This window comes from Alkalilimnicola sp. S0819 (genome assembly GCF_009295635.1).
Taxonomy (GTDB): Bacteria; Pseudomonadota; Gammaproteobacteria; order Nitrococcales; family WHIW01; genus S0819.
On record NZ_WHIW01000009.1, the window covers coordinates 109,603 to 127,726 of the forward strand.

Consider the following 18,124-nt stretch of genomic DNA (forward strand, 5'->3'; position numbering starts at 1 on the left):
AGTGAGGGGAGCCCCGGCGGAGCCGGGGCCAAGCCGTGGAACCCCCAAAGTCCACCCGAACACGGCGGCACCGGCACTCATCTGCCCCCCTGGTACTCTCCCGGTAGCCGAAATCCACCAAAGCACAACGCCCTTCTCAAAACTCGAACTCATAAAAGATATCCAACGCATTCTCCAACCCGCTGACCGCCTCCAGATAGACGGACCTCCCCAGCAGATAACGCAGCGTCAGGGTGTTCTCCGGCTTGAATACACCAACGCCGTAGCTCAGGAACAACCGCGGGCTGATCGCGCCGCTGAAGACCAGCTGGGCGTCATCCCCCTGCCCCTCGGTGCCCACGGCGAAGTCCTCCACGCCCAGCTGCTCGGCTACCTGGGTGGCGAAACCCTTGCCGCCGTAGATCCCCAGGGACAGCGCGGCCTGGGCGAGCAGGCTGCCGCCGGCATCGCCACCCGCGCCCAGGCCGCGGCCCCGGATCAGGTAGGAGAGGATTTCCTCCTGGGGCATGGGCGGCTCGGAGAACAAACTCACCCGCGGGTCCTCGGCCTGGCCTTCCACCCGCAGCCCGGCCAGCGCCTCGGGGGTTTCGCGCACGGCCTCGACGTTGAGCGCCGGCTCGGTCAGCGGCCCGGCGAAGATCAACTGGCCGCGACGGATCTTCAGTTTCTGGCCGTAGGCCTCATAGCGCCCATCGACGATGCGGATTTCACCACTGGCCGCCGGCGCCGCGCCGGTGAGTTCCCGCAGCTGCAGATTGCCTTCCAGCCGACCGCTCAGGCCGTAGCCCTCCAGGGACACCTGCTCGCCCAGGGTGATTTCCACCTCGCTGTGTATCTCCCAGCCCGGCACCGGCTCGGCGGTATCGCCCTCGGCGGTGGGCTTGGGGGGTGCCACGTCCGGCTTGCCCTCGACGATCACCACATCGCTGGATAGGCCCACGGCCTGAGACGGCAGGTCATCCAGCACGATCTCCCCCCGGGGGACGTGCAGCGTGCCGGTCAGGTCCAGCCGCCCCGGCACGGCGCGCAGCTGCAGGTCCGGGGCCAGCATCAGGCGATACAGGGGCGGATCGGCCACTTCCAGGCCTTCGCCTTCCAGACCCAGCGCCAGTTGCCAGTCGGCCTCGCGCCAGTCGGCGTCACCCTTCAAACTGGCCCGGCCGTCACCGGCGGCGAAGCTGCCTTCGAGCCGCGCCTGTCGGCCGGTCACATCCACGCGCAACTGGATGTCCCGGGGCTTCATGGGCAGGGCGGCGGCTTCCAGCTGGCCATCGTTGAGCGCCAGTCGGCCATTGAATACCGGCTGGCTCAGGGTGCCGGCGAGTTCGCCCCGCGCCGAAAGCCGCCCCTCCAGCCGGCGCAAGCGGGGCAAGACGGCACGCAAGGGCGCCAGGCGCAGCCCCGACAGGTCTACCTCGCCCTCCAACGGTCGCGGGCCCTCGCCCAGGGTGATTGCCACGGCTGCCTGGCCTTGGCCCAGGGTGTCGGATTCCAGGCTCAGGCGGGTGCGCAGGCGTTGGTCTTCCAGCCCTGCATCCAGCGCCACTCGCTGCCAGGGCAGCTCCAGGGGCGGTTCATCATCCAGCGGACGCAGCACCAGCTTGCCGTCGTCACTGGCCGCCTCCAGCGCCAAACGGGGCGGCTCGTCGCCGCCCCAGCTCATGCTCAGCACGGCATTCAGCGCGCCCCGGGCACCCAGGGCCTCGGGCAGCCAGGGCCGCAGCCATTCCAGCCGGTAGTCCGCCAATCGCAGGCGCAGTTGTTCCTCGCCAGCCGCAGTCAGCTGCAGGGGCTCCTGCAGGCATAGGGATGCCTGGCGATGATTCCAGCAATGGGCGCTCACCGCCACGCCCGCCTCCGGCTCCCAGGCCAGATTCACCGGCTGATCCAGCTGCCAGCGCTGTTCGGGGGCGAACAGCTGCGCCGATTCCAGGGTGCCGCGCCAGGCGGGCAGATCCAGCGCGCCGCGCAAGTCCACGTCGCCGCCGAAGCTGCCACCGCTCATGGCCAGGGCCAAGCGATGCTCTTCGCGACTGCCCCGCAAGCTGCCCTGGACCCGCCCCAGAGCTTGCTCCGCTACCCGCAGCCCGTTCAGCCGCCAGTCCAGCTCGCTGGGCTCCTGGCCCAGCGCCCGCAGCTCACCGCTCAGCCGGCTCTCGCCCAGTTGCACGGTGTCGTAGCGCAGGCCGTCGCTGTGCAGATCCAGGCTCAGATCCGGCTCCTGGAGTTCACCGCGGACCTCCACGCTGCCCCGCAGACTGCCCCGGGCGCCGGGCAGCAAGGCGGCCAGTTCGTTCATCGCCAGCTCGGCGCGCAGCGCCAGCGCCGACTCGGCCACCGTGCCCGTCAGCGCCAGGCGGTTGTCGCCGCTGTCCAGGCGCAAGCCCTGCAGCCGCCAGGGGCCGTCGGCGCTCTTGCGCACCGCGCCGCGCATGCTCAACGGATACTCGCCCAGCCGCCCCTCCAGCCGCTCGATGCGCGCCTGCAGGGCCAGCCCCCGCGGGGCCAGTTCGCCATCGACCCGCAGCTGCCCGCCCAGCTCGCCCTGCCATTCCGGGTGCAGCGCCCCCGGGTTCAGGCCGCGCGCCTGCAGGCGGCTGCGCCAGCGCAGCTGCTCGCTCCAGTCCAGATCGGCCTGCAGGGTCAGCTCGCCCTGCAGGGCGCTCACCCGCAGGGGGGCCACGGCCAGGGTCTGCAGATCGCCGGAGCCGGTCAGGCTGATCCCGGCCTCGCCCAGGCGTTGCTGCAGCAATTGCGCGGTGCCCTCGTAGTGATAATCGTCCAACTGCCCCCGGGCACTCAGCTGCAACTGACGCAGCGTCAGCTCCGGCTCCGTCGGGGGCCAGGCCAGTTGCTCGGCGCGTAGCGTCAGCTCGAAGGGCAGCGCCGGCTGCAGGGGTTGCAGGCGGGCACGCAGTTCGGCCACCGCAAGCCCCTGGGTGCTCAGCTGTGCCTGCAACCGGGCAACGCTGCCGTTCAGCTCGGCTCGCACCTTTACGGGCTGGCCGGCGATGGGCTCGGCGGCTTGCAGGGCGAGGCTCAGGTCCAGCGGGTAATCGCCGCGCAAGGTGATGTGCCCGGCGGCGCTGGCCTCGCCCTGGGGCAGGCGCAGCGCCAGCTCGTCCAGCGCCAGCTCCCCTTGCCGCCGCAGGGAGCCGGCCAGTTGCAGGGACTGCAGCGGCCAGCGCTGCTCGCCCCGGCGCAGCTCCGCCTGACGCAGGGAGAAGTCCCGCACCCGGACGCTGAGCGGCAATTCGACCTTCGGCAGCTCGATGGCAGTGGCCGGGCTGTCCGGGCCGGTGGCGGGGCTGCCCTGTTCGCTCGGCGGCGGCAGGGTCAGCAGCAGGCCGTCGATGTCCAGACGGCGCAGATCCAGCTCGCTGCCCCGCAGCTGTGCCGCGCCCTGCAGCCGGTGCACGGCAAGGCGGGTGTCATCCAGCTGCACGGTGCTGTCGCTCAGGACCAGACCCCGCAGGGTGATCTCCACGGGCAGGTCCAGCGGGGCCATCGGCTGCTCGGCCGTCTTGGCCGGTTCGTCCGTGCCGTGCAGGGTCACCCGCAGGCCTTCGGCCTCCAGATGATCGACGCAGACCCGCCAGCTGCCCAGACAGGACAGCCGCCAGCGCAGCAGGGCCTGACGCAGGCTCACCGCCAGCGCCTCGTCCTGCCAGCGCAGCTGGCGCACTTCCAGCCCGCTCCACAGATCGCCGTCCACCACGGTGACGGCCAGCCGCGGCTCCAGCGCCTGGGCCTGGCCGACCAGCCAGCGGGCCCCGGAGGTGGTGCCCAGCAGCCAGCCCAGGGCGAGCCCGATGCCCAGCAGCAGCACCAGCACCGTGTTACGGACCCAGTGCTTCACAGCGCGCTGCCCACCGAGATGTGCACCCGGAACGGTGGATTGTCCTCGCTGACACCCCAGGCCAGATCCAGCCGCACCGGCCCCACCGGCGAGCTCCAGTGCAGGCCAAAGCCGGTGCCGACCTTGTAGTCGCGTTGGTTCAGCTGGTCGAAGGCATCGCCAATGTCGACGAAGGTGGCGAGACGCCAGCGGGGCAGCACCGGGTAGCTGTATTCGAGACTGGCGGAGGCCAGATAACGCCCGCCCACCACATTGCCCGCCTCATCCTCCGGGCCGATGCTCTGCCAGGCGAAGCCGCGCACGCTGTGATCGCCGCCGGCGAAGAACCGCAGCGACGGGGGCACATCGGAGAAATCCCCCGCCTCCAGCGCCCCCAGGTCCAGGCGCAGCTGCAGACGATGCGTGCCGCCATAGGTGCGCAGCCAGCGGGTGCCCAGCCGCAGACGCACCAGATCGGTCTCGGAGAGCAGCGAATCCTCGGCCAGTTCCAGGCTGAACAACTGCCGATCGCCCCACCAGGGGTCGGCGCCACCCCGGCTGCGGGTGCGGCTGACCGTGACCCCGGGGATCAGCAACTGGGTGGTGCCCCGCTCCAGCCCGACCTTGAACCGCTCCTGCTCGAAGCGCAGGAACAGATTCGGCCGCCAGCCGCTGTCCAGACTCCACTGGCGTTGCACCGCAAGGGTGACGCGCTCCGTCTCCACGTCTTCGACGCTTTCGCGCTGCCAGCCTGTCTGCAGTTGCAGGCTGTCCCGCAGCGGGTCCTCCATGGGGATGTCGTAGGTGCCGCTGATGCTTTGCCGACGCTGGGCCAGCTCCAGCTCCACGCCCACCTTGTGGCCGCGGTCGTTGATCCAGGGCCGACGCCAGTTGAGCCGGGTCCGCGCCCCCACGTCGGTGGAATAACCCACCCCCAGATTGACCCGGTGCTTGTCCCGGGCGCTCAGCTCCACATCCACCGGCACCGCGTCCTCGGGGGCCAGCTCGGTGCGGGGGCGTACCCGCACATCGGCGAAGTACTGACTGTCCAACAAGCGGCGATTGAGCTGGGCGACGAGTTCGGTGCTGTAGGGGGTGCCGGCCTCGAAGGGCACGAAGCGCTCCAGCAGGCGCTGGCGAAAGGGGGTGTCGGAGAAGCTGACCTCGCCCAGCCGGGCCCGCGGGCCGCTGTCGAATATCAGGGCGATGGCCGCCTCGCCCCGCGCCGGGTTCAGCTCCACCCGCTGGCGCAGGAAGGCGGCATTGAAGTAGCCCCGGCTCAAGGCGAGGTTGTGCAGCGCGCTCTTGATCGACTCGTAACGGCCGTGATGGAAGACATCGCCCTCGCTCAGGGGCAGCTGCTCGCGCAAGCGGGCGAAGGCGGGATCGTCGACGGCGCCACCCCGCAGTTCCAGCCGCAGACGGCTTATTCGTACCGGAGGGCCGGGGGTGAAACGGAACTCCAGGCGGCGCGCCTCCCGCCCGCCCTGCAGTCCCAGCGTGATCTGCGGTCGATAATGGCCCAGCGCCTGCAGGGCACGCTCCCCCTCGGCCCGCGCCCGGGCACGTAGCTGCGCATCCGGCAGGTCCTCGGCCAGCACCGCTTGCAGGTAGCGCTCGATGTTCTCCCGCTGGGCATCGTCGCCGCCCCGCACCACCAGCTGCGTCGCGGCCGCCGCCGGGCCGACGCACAGCCACAACAGCAGGACGGCACACCACCACCCGCCGGGCCGGCGGCCGGGGAAACAATCAAGGCCTGATGGGGTCCAAGTCATGCCTGCCTGATCATCATGGTATGGGGTGGTGCGCCCGGGCGAACGTATCAGCGCGTGTCGGGGGACGCTATCATTGGCCCGGTATGCCGGCAAAGCGCCGAGCCCTATACATTCTCTTTGGCCTGCCTGGTCGGCCTTAAATGTCTTGTGGAGCACAGCAGCACGTATGAATGATCGTTCGGATACCCTCGGCCGCGATGTCATCGACAGCCTCGAAGGCGAGGAACACCATCTGAAGCTGCGCAACCTGCGCCTGTCCGACTACGAGGACGTGCGTCACATCATGAACGCCGTCTACAAGGGTATGGGGGGTGCCTGGACCCGAAAGGAGTTCGCCGCCCAGATCAATCGTTTCCCGGAAGGCCAGATCTGCATCGAGGACAACGGCCGGGTGGTGGCGGGGGCGATCAGCCTGATCGTCAATTACCGCCGCTACGGCGATCAGCACACCTATGACAAGATCACCGGCAACGGTACGCTCTCCACCCACGACCCGGACGGCGATGTACTCTACGGCGTGGATGTGTTCGTGGACCCGGAGTATCGCCACATGCGCCTGGGCCGGCGCCTGTACGATGCCCGCAAGGAATTGTGCCGGCAGTTGAACCTGCGCTCCATCGTCGCCGGCGGACGCATTCCGGGCTATGAACGACATGCCGCGGAGATCAGCCCCGAGGAATACATCGACCTGGTGCGCCGCCAGGAGATCCACGACCCCATTCTGAGCTTCCAGCTGGCCAACGACTTCCACGTCCGGCGCATCATCCGCAACTACATCCCGGACGATGATGCCTCGCGGGGTTACGCCACGCTGGTGCAGTGGAACAACATCTTCTATGAGGAGAACAAGCCGCTGATCGCTCATCGCAAGACGGTGGTGCGGGTGGGCACGGTGCAGTGGCAGATGCGCCGCCTCAAGGACATGGACGACCTGCTGCAGCAGGCGGAGTTCTTCGTGGATGCGCTGGCCGGCTACAACTGCGACTTCGCCCTGTTCCCGGAGTTCTTCAACGCCCCGCTGCTGGCGGAGTTCAACCAGGAGAACCCGGCCGAGGCCATCCGCGGCATGGCCCAGTACACCGACGAGATCCGCGACGCCATGCTGCGCCTGGCGGTGAACTACAACATCAACATCATCGCCGGTTCCATGCCGGTGTACCGGGACCAGAGCCTGTACAACGTCTCCTACCTGCTGCGCCGGGACGGCACCATGGACCACCAGTACAAGCTGCACGTCACCCCCGACGAGCGTAGCTACTGGGGCATGCAGGGCGGTGACGGCCTGCGGGTGTTCGACACCGACATTGGCAAGATCGGCATCCTGGTCTGCTACGACGTGCAGTTTCCGGAACTCTCCCGGCTGCTCAACGAGCAGGGCATGCAGATCCTGTTCGTGCCGTTCTGGACCGACACCAAGAACGGCTACCAGCGGGTGCGGCTGTGCTCCCAGGCCCGGGCGGTGGAGAACGAATGCTATGTGGCCATCACCGGCAGCGTGGGCAACCTGCCGAAGATCGAGAACATCGACATTCAGTACTCGCAGACGGCCGTGTTCTCGCCCTCGGATTTCGCCTTCCCCCACGACGCCATCGTCGCCGAGGGCACGCCCAACACCGAGATGACCCTGATCGTGGACCTGGACCTGAACAAGCTCACCGAACTGCGCCAGGAAGGCTCGGTGCGCAATTACCAGGACCGGCGACCGGACCTGTACCGGGTGGATTGGCACGGGCCGGGGGACAATTGAAGGCGAGTTCTGCGGTGTTGACGCGGGTCCTGGGGCTGGTACGGCCGGCGGCGGCCCACGATTTGGCCCCGGCCTGCGGCCGGGGCTTCCCTGCGCTTCTCGCCGGAAAGGGGCGAGCAGCAAACTCGCTTCGCTCAGACAAGCTGCTCGCTGATCCCTTTCCGGCTGCGATGCTCGGCTGCATCGACGTCCGCCGCCGGCCGTACCAGCCCCAGGACCTCAAAGCTCCGGTGGGCGCTCCACCAACGTTCGGGAGCCGGGTCAGGGTGGGCCTGCCCGGGTTCGTCGGCGCAGCCGAGCACCGCAGGGCCGGGCGGAAAAGAGCGGAGCGCTGTCTGAGCGGAGCCGCAGGCGTAGCGAGTTCGCGGAGCGCCGCCCGGACCGAGGAGCACAGGGAAGTCCCGGGCGCAGCCCGGGACCAAGACGTGGAACCCGGGCAGGCCCACCCTGACCCGGCGGCTGGCACCCACATTGCAGATGCAGGCGATCCAGGCACCAAACGGATCAACCCGCTGACAAGCTAGCCGCCAAGGGCGCCCTGCTCCGAGGTCTATCCAGTACCTGCTCCCCGCGGCGCAGCAGCTGATCACAACGCCAATGCTGAGCCATCACCGGCACCAGGCCGATCTCCAGCTCACAGCCCGGCGCGCCCCGCGCCGCCCAGGCGCGGAACTCCTCGGCCACCCGCGCCATCACCCGATCGGCCTGAGCGCCATCGGCATCCACCAGCAACAGCGCCAGTTCGTCCTCCCGCACGCGGCCCAGCAGATCGGTCACCCGCAGTCGTCGTCCGACGATACCCGCCAGCGCGCGCAAGGCTTCCGGCGAGGCGCTCCCGGACTCCCCGGCTCGCACCCGGGCGCAGATGGCCACCAGCGGCAGGTCCGAACGCTGATGCATGGCGAGCAGATGATCCGCGCGTTCGCTGAAACCGTTCCGATTGAGCAGGCCGGTATCCTCGTCGCGTACCGCAAGATCCGCCAGGCGGGACTGCAACTCCCGGCGCTGGCGATGCAGTCGCAAGACCAGCAGCATCAGCAGGAGCACGCTGCCGAGCAACGGCCCCTGCACCGGCACAGCCCAGCTCAGCGCGGCGACGCCACCGGCCAGCAGCAGAATCGAAAGGGAATAGTCATGTAAACGGGCGCGGGCGGCCCCGGGGTGATGCTGCATGGTCCATCCTCCTGATGTTTATGCTTATAAGCGCAGCGCGCCGCCCGGTTCCGTGGCGGCGTTCAAAAAGTGTAGCAGGGCTTCCGGCAAGTACCAGGCAGGCGCCGATCGATGCCCTTGGGTCCTTGACCGTCTGGCGCCGGCATGGCCCGAAGCGTGAACGATCAGGGGGCCTGGGACTTCTCCAGCGCCTGGTCCAGATCCCAGAGGATATCCTCCAGAGTCTCCAGCCCCACGGAAATACGGACCATGTCCGCGCGCACGCCGGCCTTCTCCAGCTCTTCCTCGCTGAGCTGGCGGTGGGTGGTGGAGGCCGGATGGATCACCAGGGTCTTGGCGTCGCCGATATTGGCCAGATGGCTCATGAACTGCACCGCCTCGATGAACTTCACCCCGGCGGCCTGCCCGCCCTTGATGCCGAAGCTGAGCACGCCGCCCGCGCCTCGGGGCAGATACTTCCGGCCCAGCTCGTGATAGCGATCTTCCGGCAGGCCGGCATAGCTCACCCAGTTCACCGCCGGGTGCGCGCGCAGATGCTCGGCCACCGCCTGGGCATTGGCGCAGTGGCGCTCCATGCGCAGGGGCAGCGTCTCCAGGCCCTGCAGGAACAGGAAGGCATGCAGGGGGGCGAGCGTTGGCCCCAGGGTGCGCAGGGGCTCACAGCGGGCCTTCATGGTGAAGGCGAAATCGCCGAAGGTCTCGTAGAAGCGCACGCCGTGATAACCCGCCGAAGGCTCCATCATGGTGGGGAACTTGCCGTTGTCCCAGGGGAAGCGGCCGGATTCCACCAGCACCCCGCCGATGGCCGTGCCGTGGCCGCCGATGAACTTGGTGGCCGAATGCACCACGATGTCCGCGCCATGCTCCATGGGCCGGCACAGCCAGGGGCTCGCCAGGGTGTTGTCAACCATCAGCGGCAGGCCCGCCTCGTGGGCAATGTCCGCCACGGCCTGGATATCCAACACATTGCCCAGCGGGTTGCCGATGGTCTCGGCGTAGAGCAGCCGGGTCTTCGGGGTGATGGCGCGGCGGAAGTTCTCCGGCTCGTCCGGGTCCACGAAGGTGCAGTGGATGCCCAGCTTTCGGAAGGTGACATTGAGCTGGCTGTAGCTGCCGCCGTAGAGGGTGCTGGCGGCGACGATCTCGTCGCCCGCCTCCAGGATGGTGAGCATGGCGGTCATCTGCGCGGCCATGCCCGAGGCCGTGGCCAGCGCCGCGCGCCCGCCTTCCAGGGCCGCCATGCGCTCCTCGAACACCGCGCTGGTCGGGTTGCTCAGGCGGCTGTAGATATTCCCGAAGGTCTGCAGATTGAACAGGCTGGCCGCATGGTCGGCGCTGTCGAAGACGTAGGAGGCTGTCTGGTAGATGGGCGCGGCGCGGGCGCCGGTGGTCGCATCCGGAATTTGCCCGGCATGCAGGCACAGGGTCTCGAAGCCGAATTCTCGATCTGACATGGCTGATCCGTTCAGTGGGGCAGAACCCGGGGGCGTTTGGCGGAAATCACCCGGGTGTTGACGCCGATAAAGTTCAGGCCGCCGAACAGGCGCGCGTACTCGATCTTCATGCAGCGGTCCATGACCACCTGCAGCCCGGCGCCACGGGCACGCTCGGCGGCCTCCTCGTGCACCACGCCCAGCTGCATCCAGACCACCTTCGCGCCGATCTCTATGGCCTGCTCCACCAGGGCCGGCACCTCCTCGGCACGGCGGAAGATATCCACCACCTCCACCCGGCCGGGCACCTGGCGCAGGTCCGGGTAACAGCGCCGGCCCAGCACTTCTGCATAGGCGGGGTTCACCGGCAGCACCTCGTAGCCGTGGTCGATCAGGTACTTGGCGGCGAAGAAACTGGGCCGATACCAGTTGGCGGACAGGCCCACCACCGCCACCCGACGATAGCGGTGCAGGATCTCCCGCAGGGTCTCGATACTGTTGCCGTCGTGCATCTTTCCATGCCTTGAAAGGGGCGCCACGCGCACCCAGTGAAAACCTGCGACAACAATACAGGAGCGACCTCATGGACGTAAGCCGCGCCCTGCATGGTTCGATCAGCCGTGCGCTCGCCGCGCTGATGCTGCTGTTCAGCGTATTGTCACCCGCCCAGGCCGGGCTGATCGGCACCGACGAGGTGCTGGGGCTGCAGGCCGCCACCGATGAACGGGCCGAACTACAAGCGTTCCTCGCCCGGGAGGATATTCGCGATCAACTGCTGGATTGGGGCGTGGACCCCTTGGCCGCCGGCGAACGGGTCGCGCAACTCAGTGACGCCGAAGTGGCAAGGCTGCATGACCGCATGGCGGAGCTGCCGGCCGCCGGCACCGACCTGATCGGCGCGGCCGTGTTCGTGTTCGTGCTGCTGCTGATCACCGATATCCTCGGCTTCACGGATATCTTCCCCTTCACCCGCTCGGTGCGCTGAACCCGCCGTGGCGCCGGCGTGCCATAACCCCCGCGGGGCGCGCCGCGCCCCGAGACCGGCACCGGGCCCCTGCTCGATGGCCATGTGGGCGCTGCTCGCGGGGCTGCTCGGCGGCTGCGCGGTCGCGCCCCCAAGCCCGAACATGCCGGCCGCGGGCACGCCCATCACGCTGCACAACGTGCCGCTGCACCCCCAGCGCAGCGACCACTGTGGCCCCGCGGCCCTGGCCATGATGCTGGGCTGGAGTGGGCTGAGCCTCAGCCCCGATGATCTCGCCGCTGATCTGTTCATCCCGCAACGGGCAGGCACCCTGCAGACGGAGCTGATAGCGCAGACGCGGGCGCGGGCCCGTCTTCCCTGGCGCCTGAGCGGCGGCTTCGAAACCTTGCTGGGCGAGCTGCGCGCGGGCCGCCCGGTGCTGGTGATGCAGAACCTGGCGCTTCCCTGGTGGCCGCGCTGGCATTATGCGGTGGTCGTGGGCTACCGGCCGGCGCGGGCCACCGTGATCCTGCATGGGGGTGGCGAACACCCCCAGGCCATGCCCCTGCGCCGATTCCTGCGCAGCTGGGAGCGCGCCGAACACTGGGCCATGCTCACGCTACCCCCGGGCCAGGTGCCCACCGGGGCCGAGGCGCTGGCCTACCTGCGCGCGGCCTATGCGCTGGAAACCACCCAGGGCGCCGCGAACGCCCTGCCCTACTACCACACAGCGCGGCGACACTGGCCCTACAGCGCCGAGGCCCACCTGAGCCTGGCCAACGCCTGGCACCAGGCGGGCGACAGCAAGCGCGCGATCGCAGTTTTGCAAGACGCTTTGGCCGGTGGCCTGCGCGATGCGCGCATCGAGCACAATCTGCGCTGGCTGCGACAGCATGACGGCGCCGGCCAAGGTTAAGGCGAGGAAGATCAATTCGTGGCCAGGACCGCTCTCCCACAGGCGCGGTGTCACATTTTAGTGGGGGCCGGCGGCTGGGCGCGAATAAAGCCCGCGCCAACACTTGATTTAGCCGTCACCCCGCCACAATCCATTGCCTCGCGGGCAGCGCGCCCCGCTCCCGATCGCCGGTGATAATTCACATCTTTCATGAATCGCAATCACGGAGGATTCACGGAATGCACGAGGAACGCCTCAAGCAGATGAACGCCCAACTGGACCGGATATCCGCACCCATGCACCGCATGACCGCCCTGATGATCAACAGTGCGGAGCGCATGACCGACTTCCAGCTCAAAGCCGCACAAAAATACAGCCATCTGGCCTTTGTCCAGTGGCGCGACGCGCTGGAGGTGCGCGACCCGCAGAGCCTGCAAGGCTATCTGGAGAAGCAGAACCGCTATGCCAACGAGTACAGCCGCTGCCTGTCCGAGGACGCCGAGGCCCTGGCCGACATCGGCCAGGACTTCAGCAGCCAGGTCCAACGCGTCATGCAACAAAACATGGACAGCATGACCGAGGCGGCTCGGCGCGCCAATATCCAGATGAACGAGCAGATGGAGAAGGCCGAGAAGACCGCCGAGAAGACCGCGGAAAAGGCCGCCGACAAGTCCGAAGGCAGCAGCGGCCGCCGCCGCTCCGCCTGATCAAGCCCCGGGGCGCCGCCCTGGCGGCGCCCCGGATCACCTCGGCTCAGTAAAACCCGCCCCCCAGTTTCTGCTTCGCAAGCCACGGGATCATCCGCTCGAAGGCCAGCTCGATCTGCTCCATGGATGTGGAGTAACTGATTCGCAGGGAATTGGGCGTGGTATCGCCGAAGGCATCCCCCGGCACCACGCAAACCCCCGTTTCCTCCAGCATGCGTATCGCCAGATGGCTGCCATCGGTGTTGGGCGGCAGGGAGGGGAAGATATAGAAACCGCCCTGGGGCCAGTAGCCGGTCAGGTGCGGGGTCTCCGCCACCAGCTGTACCACCCGGTCACGGCGCCGCCGGTACTCGGCGACCATCTCGTCGATACAGCGCCGATCACCGCGCAGCGCCGCCAGGCCCGCCCACTGGGCCGGCGTGTTCGCGACGGTGGTGGTAAACATGTGGTAGCGGCGCAGTTTCTTGATGTGCCCCTGGCTCGCAATGATCCAGCCTATGCGCAGCCCCGGCATGCTGAAGGTCTTGGAGAAACTGCTCACCACCATCACGTGGTCCAGATCCGTGGTGCAACCGAGCACGCTCGGGTATTCCATATCGTCCAGCACGATATGGTCGTAGACCTCGTCGCTGTAGACGTGCACGCCGCGGTAGGCGGCCTCCTGGACGACGGCCTCCACCGTTTCCCGCGGATAGACCGCGCCGGTGGGGTTGCTCGGCGAATTGAGCACGATGCCGAAGGTGCGCATGCCGATGTTGTCGATCACCTCCTGGGGGTCGATCTGGTGACCCTGTTCGGCGCGGGTGGGGATGAGCTTTACCTCACCGCCGTTCATGCGGATCAAGGGCGCGTACAGGCTGAAGGCCGGGTCGGTGACCAGGAACTGGCGCCCGGGGGCCGCGGTGGCCGTGAGCGCCAGATACATCGCCTCGGTGGCACCGGTGGTGATGAGGATATTGTCCTCGGTGAGCTCCCGGCCGCAGCGCCCGCTGTAGTACTCGGCCAGCGCCGTGAGCAGGTCCGGCAGGCCGGCATCCATGGTATAGCCGGTCTGGCCGTTGCGCAGGGCGTCGATATGGGCCTCGACGATGTGCCCCGGCGTGGGAAAATCCGGCTGGCCGATGGACAAATGGATCACATCGTCCAGCTTCGCCGCCAGGTTCACCATGCGGCGGATACCCGGTACGGGTATTGCTTGCAGCGACGGGCTCCACATGGGTTCATCGGTGTCGTACAGATCCACATCCCGCTCCAGCATGGCCTGTCTCCTCCGACCGGCGGGGCCTGGCGTGCGGCCCCGCAATATGAGCACTGCCTTCACCTGCAGCGTAGGCGCGCCCCCACCCCGCCGCAAGGGCGGCACCGATCACTCCCCCTGGGGCTTCGGCCGCACCTTGACCGCCCCGCGAGGGCAGGTCTAACGTCAAGGGAGTGCAAAGCCCTGGCCATTCGCCATGGCCGAGGCCTTGCCGAGGATTGCCCGGCGGCCGCAAAGGCCCGAGGGAATGGCACAGTGTTTCCCTGGAAAACATGCACGAGGAGAACGTCATGCAGGATTCGATGCCCCACATCACCGTCCTGCACGCACCGGACGAGGGGCCGCCGCCGGGGCTGGATCAGCTTCGGGGCGAGGCACACATCACGCTGGCGGACAACGAAGAGGCGCTGGCGGCAGCCGTGCCCGAAACCGAGATCCTGCTGGTCACCGATTTCCGCACCCCGCTGTTGCGCAAGGCCTGGAGCGAAGCCCGGCGGCTGCGCTGGATGCATGCCACCAGCGCCGGCGTGGACGCCCTGCTCTTCCCCGAAAACCGCGACAGCGACATTCCCATCACCAATGCCCGGGGCGTCTTCGACCACGCCATCGCCGAGACGGTGCTGGGCATGATGCTGATGTTCGCCAAGGATTTTCTCGGCTCGCTGGCGCTCAAGCGCGAAGCTCGCTGGCAGCACCGGGATACCGAACGGCTCAGCGGCAAGCGGCTGCTGGTGGTGGGCGCCGGCTCCATCGGCCGTGAAATCGCTCGCCTGGCCGGCTTGATGGACATGCGGGTGGAAGGCATCGCCCGCCGCGCCCGGCCCGCCGATGCCGACTTCGCCGCGATCCACCCCCAGGGCGAATTGCACGAACATCTGGCACACGCCGATTATGTGGTGGTGGCCGCCCCGCTCACGCCGGAAACCGAGGGCCTGTTCGATGAGCGGGCCTTCGCCGCCATGCGCCCCCACGCCCGTTTCATCAACATCGGCCGCGGCGCCATCGTGCGCACCGAGGCGCTGGTGGCCGCCTTGCGGGAAGAGCGGCTGGCGGGCGCGGGGCTGGACGTGTTCGAGCAGGAACCCCTGCCCCCGGAGCATCCCTTGTGGGCCATGCCCCAGGTCTTCATGTCGGCTCATATGGCCGGCGATTTCCTGGGCTGGCGCGAGGCGCTGATCGAGCAGTTCGTGGAGAACTTCAGGCGCTGGCAGGCCGGCGAGCCGCTGCGCAATGTGGTCGACAAGACCCGGGGTTACGTCACGGGAGAGCACGGATGACCCAGCAGCAAACCCGGATCGCCGATCTCAGCGCCCTGGAACTGCTGCGCCTGTTTCGCGGCGGCGAACTCTCGCCGGTGGAAGCCGCCCGGGCCTGCCTGGCGCGTATCGAGCGCCACAACCCGGCGGTCAACGCCTACTGCCTGATCGACCCGGACACCACACTCGCCGCCGCCCGCGACGCCGAGCAGCGCTACCGGCGCGGCGAGCCCCTGGGGCTGGTGGACGGCGTGCCCACGGCCATCAAGGATGTCTTCTACACCCGAGGCTGGCGCAACCTCAAAGGCTCTCGCACCGTGGACTCGGAGCAGCCCTGGGACACCGACGCCCCGGCCGTCGCCGCCCTGCGCCGCCACGGCTTCGTGCCCCTGGGCAAGACCACCACGCCGGAATTCGGCTGGAAGGGCGTCACCGACAGCCCCCTGTGCGGCCCCACCAACAACCCCTGGGATCCGAGCAAGACGGCGGGCGGCTCCAGCGGCGGCAGCGGTGCCGCGGTGATGCTCGGCATGGGGCCGCTGAGCCTGGGCACCGATGCCGGCGGCTCCATCCGCATCCCCGCCGGGTTTTGCGGCTGCGTGGGTCACAAGCCCACCCACGGCCGGGTACCCATGTGGCCGCCCAGCCCCTTCGCGCCGCTGGCCCACCCCGGCCCCATGACCCGCACGGTGGAGGACGCGGCCCTGCTGATGAACGTAATCAGCGAGCCGGATCCGCGGGACAGCACCCTGCCCGATAATCGCACCGATTTTCTCGCCGTGCTCGGCGAGGGTGTGCGCGGCCTGCGCATCGCCTACAGCCCCGACTTCGGCTACGTGCGGGTGGATCGAGAGATTCATGACAGCGTCGCCGCCGCCGCGGCACTGTTCCAGGAACTGGGTGCGGTGGTGGAGCACGTGGATCCGGGCTTTACCGACCCGCTGGAATCCTTCGGACGGCTGTTCTACGGTGGCGCGGCCAATGCCCTGCGGGACCTGGACGAGGCGAAACGGGCGCTGATGGACCCGGGCCTGATCAGCGTGGCCAAGGAAGCGTCGCGCCTTTCCATGCTCGATTATCTGGCGGCCATGAACGAGCGGGCCGCGCTGATCGAGCGCATGAGCCTGTTCCACACCGAGTACGATCTGCTGCTCAGCCCCAGCCTGCCCATCCCCGCCTTCGACGCCAATCGCGAAGTACCGGCGGGCTGGCCCCATGAGCGTTGGCCCACCTGGACCCCCTTCACCTACCCCTTCAACATGACCGGCCAGCCGGCCTGCTCGGTGCCCTGCGGCTTCACCCGCGACGGCTTGCCCATCGGCCTGCAACTGGTGGGCGCGCGCCACCGGGACGATCTGGTGCTGCGCGCCGCCCATGCCTACCAGCAGGCCAACCCGCTCCATCACCGTCGGCCCCCGCTGCTCCAGGAGTAAGCCCATGATCGACTCGCCCCTGCTGAACCCCGTTCATGCCCATATCCAGGGCCGTTGGGTAGCGGCCGACAGCGCCCGGTGTTTCGCCGTCCACAACCCGGCCACCGGCGAACAGCTGGCCGAAGTCCCCGCGCTGGGCGCCGCCGAAACCGCCCGCGCCATCGACGCCGCGCGCCACACCCTGGCCACGCCCCACAGCCTGGTGCAGCGCCAGCACTGGCTGGAGGACATCGCCCGGGTGCTGCGGGAAAACAAGGAAGAGCTGGGCCGCATCGTCACCCTGGAACACGGCAAGCCCTGGCAGGAAGGCCAGGGCGAAGTGGAGTACGCCGCCGGCTTCTTCGCCCAATGTGCCCGCCAGATCCATGAGCTGGCTCCGCGCACCCTGGCTGACACGCCCCGGGATTGTCGCTGGACGGTGCATTACCGCCCCGCCGGCGTGGTGGGCCTGATCACCCCCTGGAACTTTCCCATCGGCATGATCGCCAAGAAGCTCTCCGCGGCCATCGCCGCCGACTGCCCCAGCGTGATCAAACCCTCCTCCAAGACCCCGCTGACCCTGATCGCACTGATGAAGCTGCTCGATGAGCATCTGGATCTGCCCGCCGGTTACGTCAACCTGGTCACCGGGCCCGCCGGCCCCATCAGCGAATGCCTGATGGGCCACCCGGACGTGCGGGTGGTGAGCTTCACCGGCTCCACCGGCGTGGGCAAGCGGCTCATCGAACAAAGCGCCGCGGAGGTGAAGAAGCTCACCCTGGAGCTGGGCGGCAACGCGCCCTACATCGTCTTCGAGGACGCCGACCTGGACGCCGCCGCCGATAACTTCATCGGCAACAAGTTCCGCGGTGGCGGCCAGACCTGCGTGTGCGCCAACCGGCTGTATGTACACCAGGCCGTGGAACAGGCCTTCAGCGAAAAGCTGATCGAGCGGGTGAGCCGGCTCAAGGTGGGCGATGGCATGGAGGAAGGCACCGACATCGGCCCATTGATCGACCGCAACGGCTTCGACAAGGTGCACCAGCACCTGCGCGATGCGCTGGACCAGGGCGCCGAGCTGATCCACGGCGAACCGCCCACCGAGCCCGCGGGGGACGGCTGGGGCCATTTCTTCCCGCCGGTGATACTGCGCGGTGTGCGCCCGGGCATGCGCGTGACCCGGGAGGAAACCTTCGGCCCGCTGGTGGCCATGATCGCCTTCGACAATGAAGAGGACGTCATCGCCCAGGCCAACGACACCGAGTTCGGCCTGGCCGGCTACGTATTCAGCGGCGACCTGGCGCGGGGCGCGCGGGTGGCGGGGCGCCTGCGCTGCGGCCACGTAGGCCTGAACACCGGCACCGGCCCCACCCCGGAAGCCCCCTTTGGCGGCATGAAGGAATCCGGCTACGGCCGCGAAGGCGGCCAGGAGGGGCTGTTCGAGTTCGTGGAGGTTCAGACCATCCCGCAACCGCTGTAAGCGACGCGCGAATCACCGTCCCCTCCCCGCAGGGGCGCCGGTAGCGGTCGCATCTCTCCCCGCTGTCAGCGGTGGAGCTTGCGCCGACGGATGGGGTTCCGGGGTGGGTGCGGTCTGGGGCGGACGTCGATGCAGCCGAGCATCGCAGCCGGAAAGGGAAAAAGCGGGTTGCCTGTTTGAGCGAAG

The 18,124-nt window shown here is 68.3% G+C and carries 12 protein-coding genes and 1 pseudogene; 7 read left to right on the top strand and 6 right to left on the bottom strand.

Annotated elements, in window-relative coordinates; translation table 11 throughout:
* Nucleotides 1–136: 136 nt before the first annotated feature.
* Together GBG68_RS14680 and GBG68_RS09385 are read right to left on the bottom strand one after the other, a co-directional pair.
* Nucleotides 137–3,859, bottom strand: coding sequence for a translocation/assembly module TamB domain-containing protein (locus tag GBG68_RS14680; protein WP_152146685.1), 3,723 nt, complete (start codon nt 3,857–3,859; stop codon nt 137–139).
* Entirely contained in the window at nt 3,856–5,538 is a 1,683-nt protein-coding gene (locus GBG68_RS09385) for an autotransporter assembly complex protein TamA (protein ID WP_193222285.1), read from the bottom strand. Before GBG68_RS09385 ends, GBG68_RS14680 begins: the two co-directional genes overlap by 4 nt.
* A gap of 241 nt (nt 5,539–5,779) precedes the next feature.
* Here GBG68_RS09385 and GBG68_RS09390 point away from each other — a divergent pair, with 241 nt between their 5' ends.
* Nucleotides 5,780–7,360, top strand: coding sequence for a bifunctional GNAT family N-acetyltransferase/carbon-nitrogen hydrolase family protein (locus GBG68_RS09390; protein WP_152146687.1), 1,581 nt, complete (start codon nt 5,780–5,782; stop codon nt 7,358–7,360).
* 504 nt (nt 7,361–7,864) lie between these two features.
* Here GBG68_RS09390 and GBG68_RS09395 read toward each other — a convergent pair.
* From GBG68_RS09395 to GBG68_RS09405, 3 genes and pseudogenes are all read right to left on the bottom strand, one after another.
* Nucleotides 7,865–8,533 carry a GGDEF domain-containing protein gene (locus GBG68_RS09395; RefSeq protein ID WP_152146688.1) on the bottom strand — a complete coding sequence of 223 codons (669 nt, stop codon included), beginning with the start codon at nt 8,531–8,533 and terminating at the stop codon, nt 7,865–7,867.
* A 164-nt stretch (nt 8,534–8,697) separates the two neighbouring features.
* Nucleotides 8,698–9,987, bottom strand: coding sequence for an O-acetylhomoserine aminocarboxypropyltransferase/cysteine synthase family protein (locus GBG68_RS09400; RefSeq protein WP_152146689.1), 1,290 nt, complete (start codon nt 9,985–9,987; stop codon nt 8,698–8,700).
* Nucleotides 9,988–10,073: 86 nt separating this feature from the next.
* Nucleotides 10,074–10,478: pseudogene (locus GBG68_RS09405) on the bottom strand (CoA-binding protein); the annotation flags it as partial.
* 71 nt (nt 10,479–10,549) lie between these two features.
* Between GBG68_RS09405 and GBG68_RS09410 the strand changes: the two are divergent.
* From GBG68_RS09410 to GBG68_RS09420, 3 genes are all read left to right on the top strand, one after another.
* Nucleotides 10,550–10,951 (top strand): PA2779 family protein, encoded by a 402-nt coding sequence (locus tag GBG68_RS09410; protein ID WP_152146691.1) that lies wholly within the window; start codon nt 10,550–10,552, stop codon nt 10,949–10,951.
* A 76-nt stretch (nt 10,952–11,027) separates the two neighbouring features.
* Nucleotides 11,028–11,846: a PA2778 family cysteine peptidase gene (locus tag GBG68_RS09415; RefSeq protein ID WP_152146692.1), complete on the top strand. Its 819-nt coding sequence runs from the start codon at nt 11,028–11,030 to the stop codon at nt 11,844–11,846.
* Between the two features lie 218 nt (nt 11,847–12,064).
* Nucleotides 12,065–12,532: a phasin family protein gene (locus GBG68_RS09420; RefSeq protein ID WP_152146693.1), complete on the top strand. Its 468-nt coding sequence runs from the start codon at nt 12,065–12,067 to the stop codon at nt 12,530–12,532.
* A 46-nt stretch (nt 12,533–12,578) separates the two neighbouring features.
* Here GBG68_RS09420 and GBG68_RS09425 read toward each other — a convergent pair whose 3' ends face one another.
* Nucleotides 12,579–13,790, bottom strand: coding sequence for a pyridoxal phosphate-dependent aminotransferase (locus GBG68_RS09425; RefSeq protein ID WP_152146694.1), 1,212 nt, complete (start codon nt 13,788–13,790; stop codon nt 12,579–12,581).
* 290 nt (nt 13,791–14,080) lie between these two features.
* Here GBG68_RS09425 and GBG68_RS09430 point away from each other — a divergent pair, with 290 nt between their 5' ends.
* From GBG68_RS09430 to GBG68_RS09440, 3 genes are read left to right on the top strand one after another with little or no spacing between them, the layout of a single operon-like run.
* On the top strand, nt 14,081–15,067 hold the full coding sequence (locus GBG68_RS09430; RefSeq protein WP_152146695.1) for a D-2-hydroxyacid dehydrogenase: 987 nt from the start codon (nt 14,081–14,083) through the stop codon (nt 15,065–15,067).
* Nucleotides 15,064–16,479, top strand: a complete 1,416-nt coding sequence (locus tag GBG68_RS09435) for an amidase (protein WP_152146696.1) — start codon at nt 15,064–15,066, stop codon at nt 16,477–16,479. The genes GBG68_RS09430 and GBG68_RS09435 overlap by 4 nt, the downstream gene beginning before the upstream one ends.
* A gap of 4 nt (nt 16,480–16,483) precedes the next feature.
* Nucleotides 16,484–17,938, top strand: a complete 1,455-nt coding sequence (locus GBG68_RS09440; RefSeq protein ID WP_152146697.1) for an NAD-dependent succinate-semialdehyde dehydrogenase — start codon at nt 16,484–16,486, stop codon at nt 17,936–17,938.
* Nucleotides 17,939–18,124 lie beyond the last annotated feature (186 nt).

What these genes read in the sequence shown, in the direction of transcription:
- GBG68_RS09420 (WP_152146693.1), top strand. Translation starts at nt 12,065, where the DNA reads ATGCACGAGGAACGCCTCAAGCAGATGAACGCCCAACTGGACCGGATA.
- GBG68_RS09400 (WP_152146689.1), bottom strand. Translation starts at nt 9,987, where the DNA reads ATGTCAGATCGAGAATTCGGCTTCGAGACCCTGTGCCTGCATGCCGGG.
- GBG68_RS09390 (WP_152146687.1), top strand. Translation starts at nt 5,780, where the DNA reads ATGAATGATCGTTCGGATACCCTCGGCCGCGATGTCATCGACAGCCTC.
- GBG68_RS09415 (WP_152146692.1), top strand. Translation starts at nt 11,028, where the DNA reads ATGGCCATGTGGGCGCTGCTCGCGGGGCTGCTCGGCGGCTGCGCGGTC.
- GBG68_RS09435 (WP_152146696.1), top strand. Translation starts at nt 15,064, where the DNA reads ATGACCCAGCAGCAAACCCGGATCGCCGATCTCAGCGCCCTGGAACTG.
- GBG68_RS09440 (WP_152146697.1), top strand. Translation starts at nt 16,484, where the DNA reads ATGATCGACTCGCCCCTGCTGAACCCCGTTCATGCCCATATCCAGGGC.
- GBG68_RS09395 (WP_152146688.1), bottom strand. Translation starts at nt 8,533, where the DNA reads ATGCAGCATCACCCCGGGGCCGCCCGCGCCCGTTTACATGACTATTCC.
- GBG68_RS09430 (WP_152146695.1), top strand. Translation starts at nt 14,081, where the DNA reads ATGCAGGATTCGATGCCCCACATCACCGTCCTGCACGCACCGGACGAG.
- GBG68_RS09410 (WP_152146691.1), top strand. Translation starts at nt 10,550, where the DNA reads ATGGACGTAAGCCGCGCCCTGCATGGTTCGATCAGCCGTGCGCTCGCC.
- GBG68_RS09425 (WP_152146694.1), bottom strand. Translation starts at nt 13,790, where the DNA reads ATGCTGGAGCGGGATGTGGATCTGTACGACACCGATGAACCCATGTGG.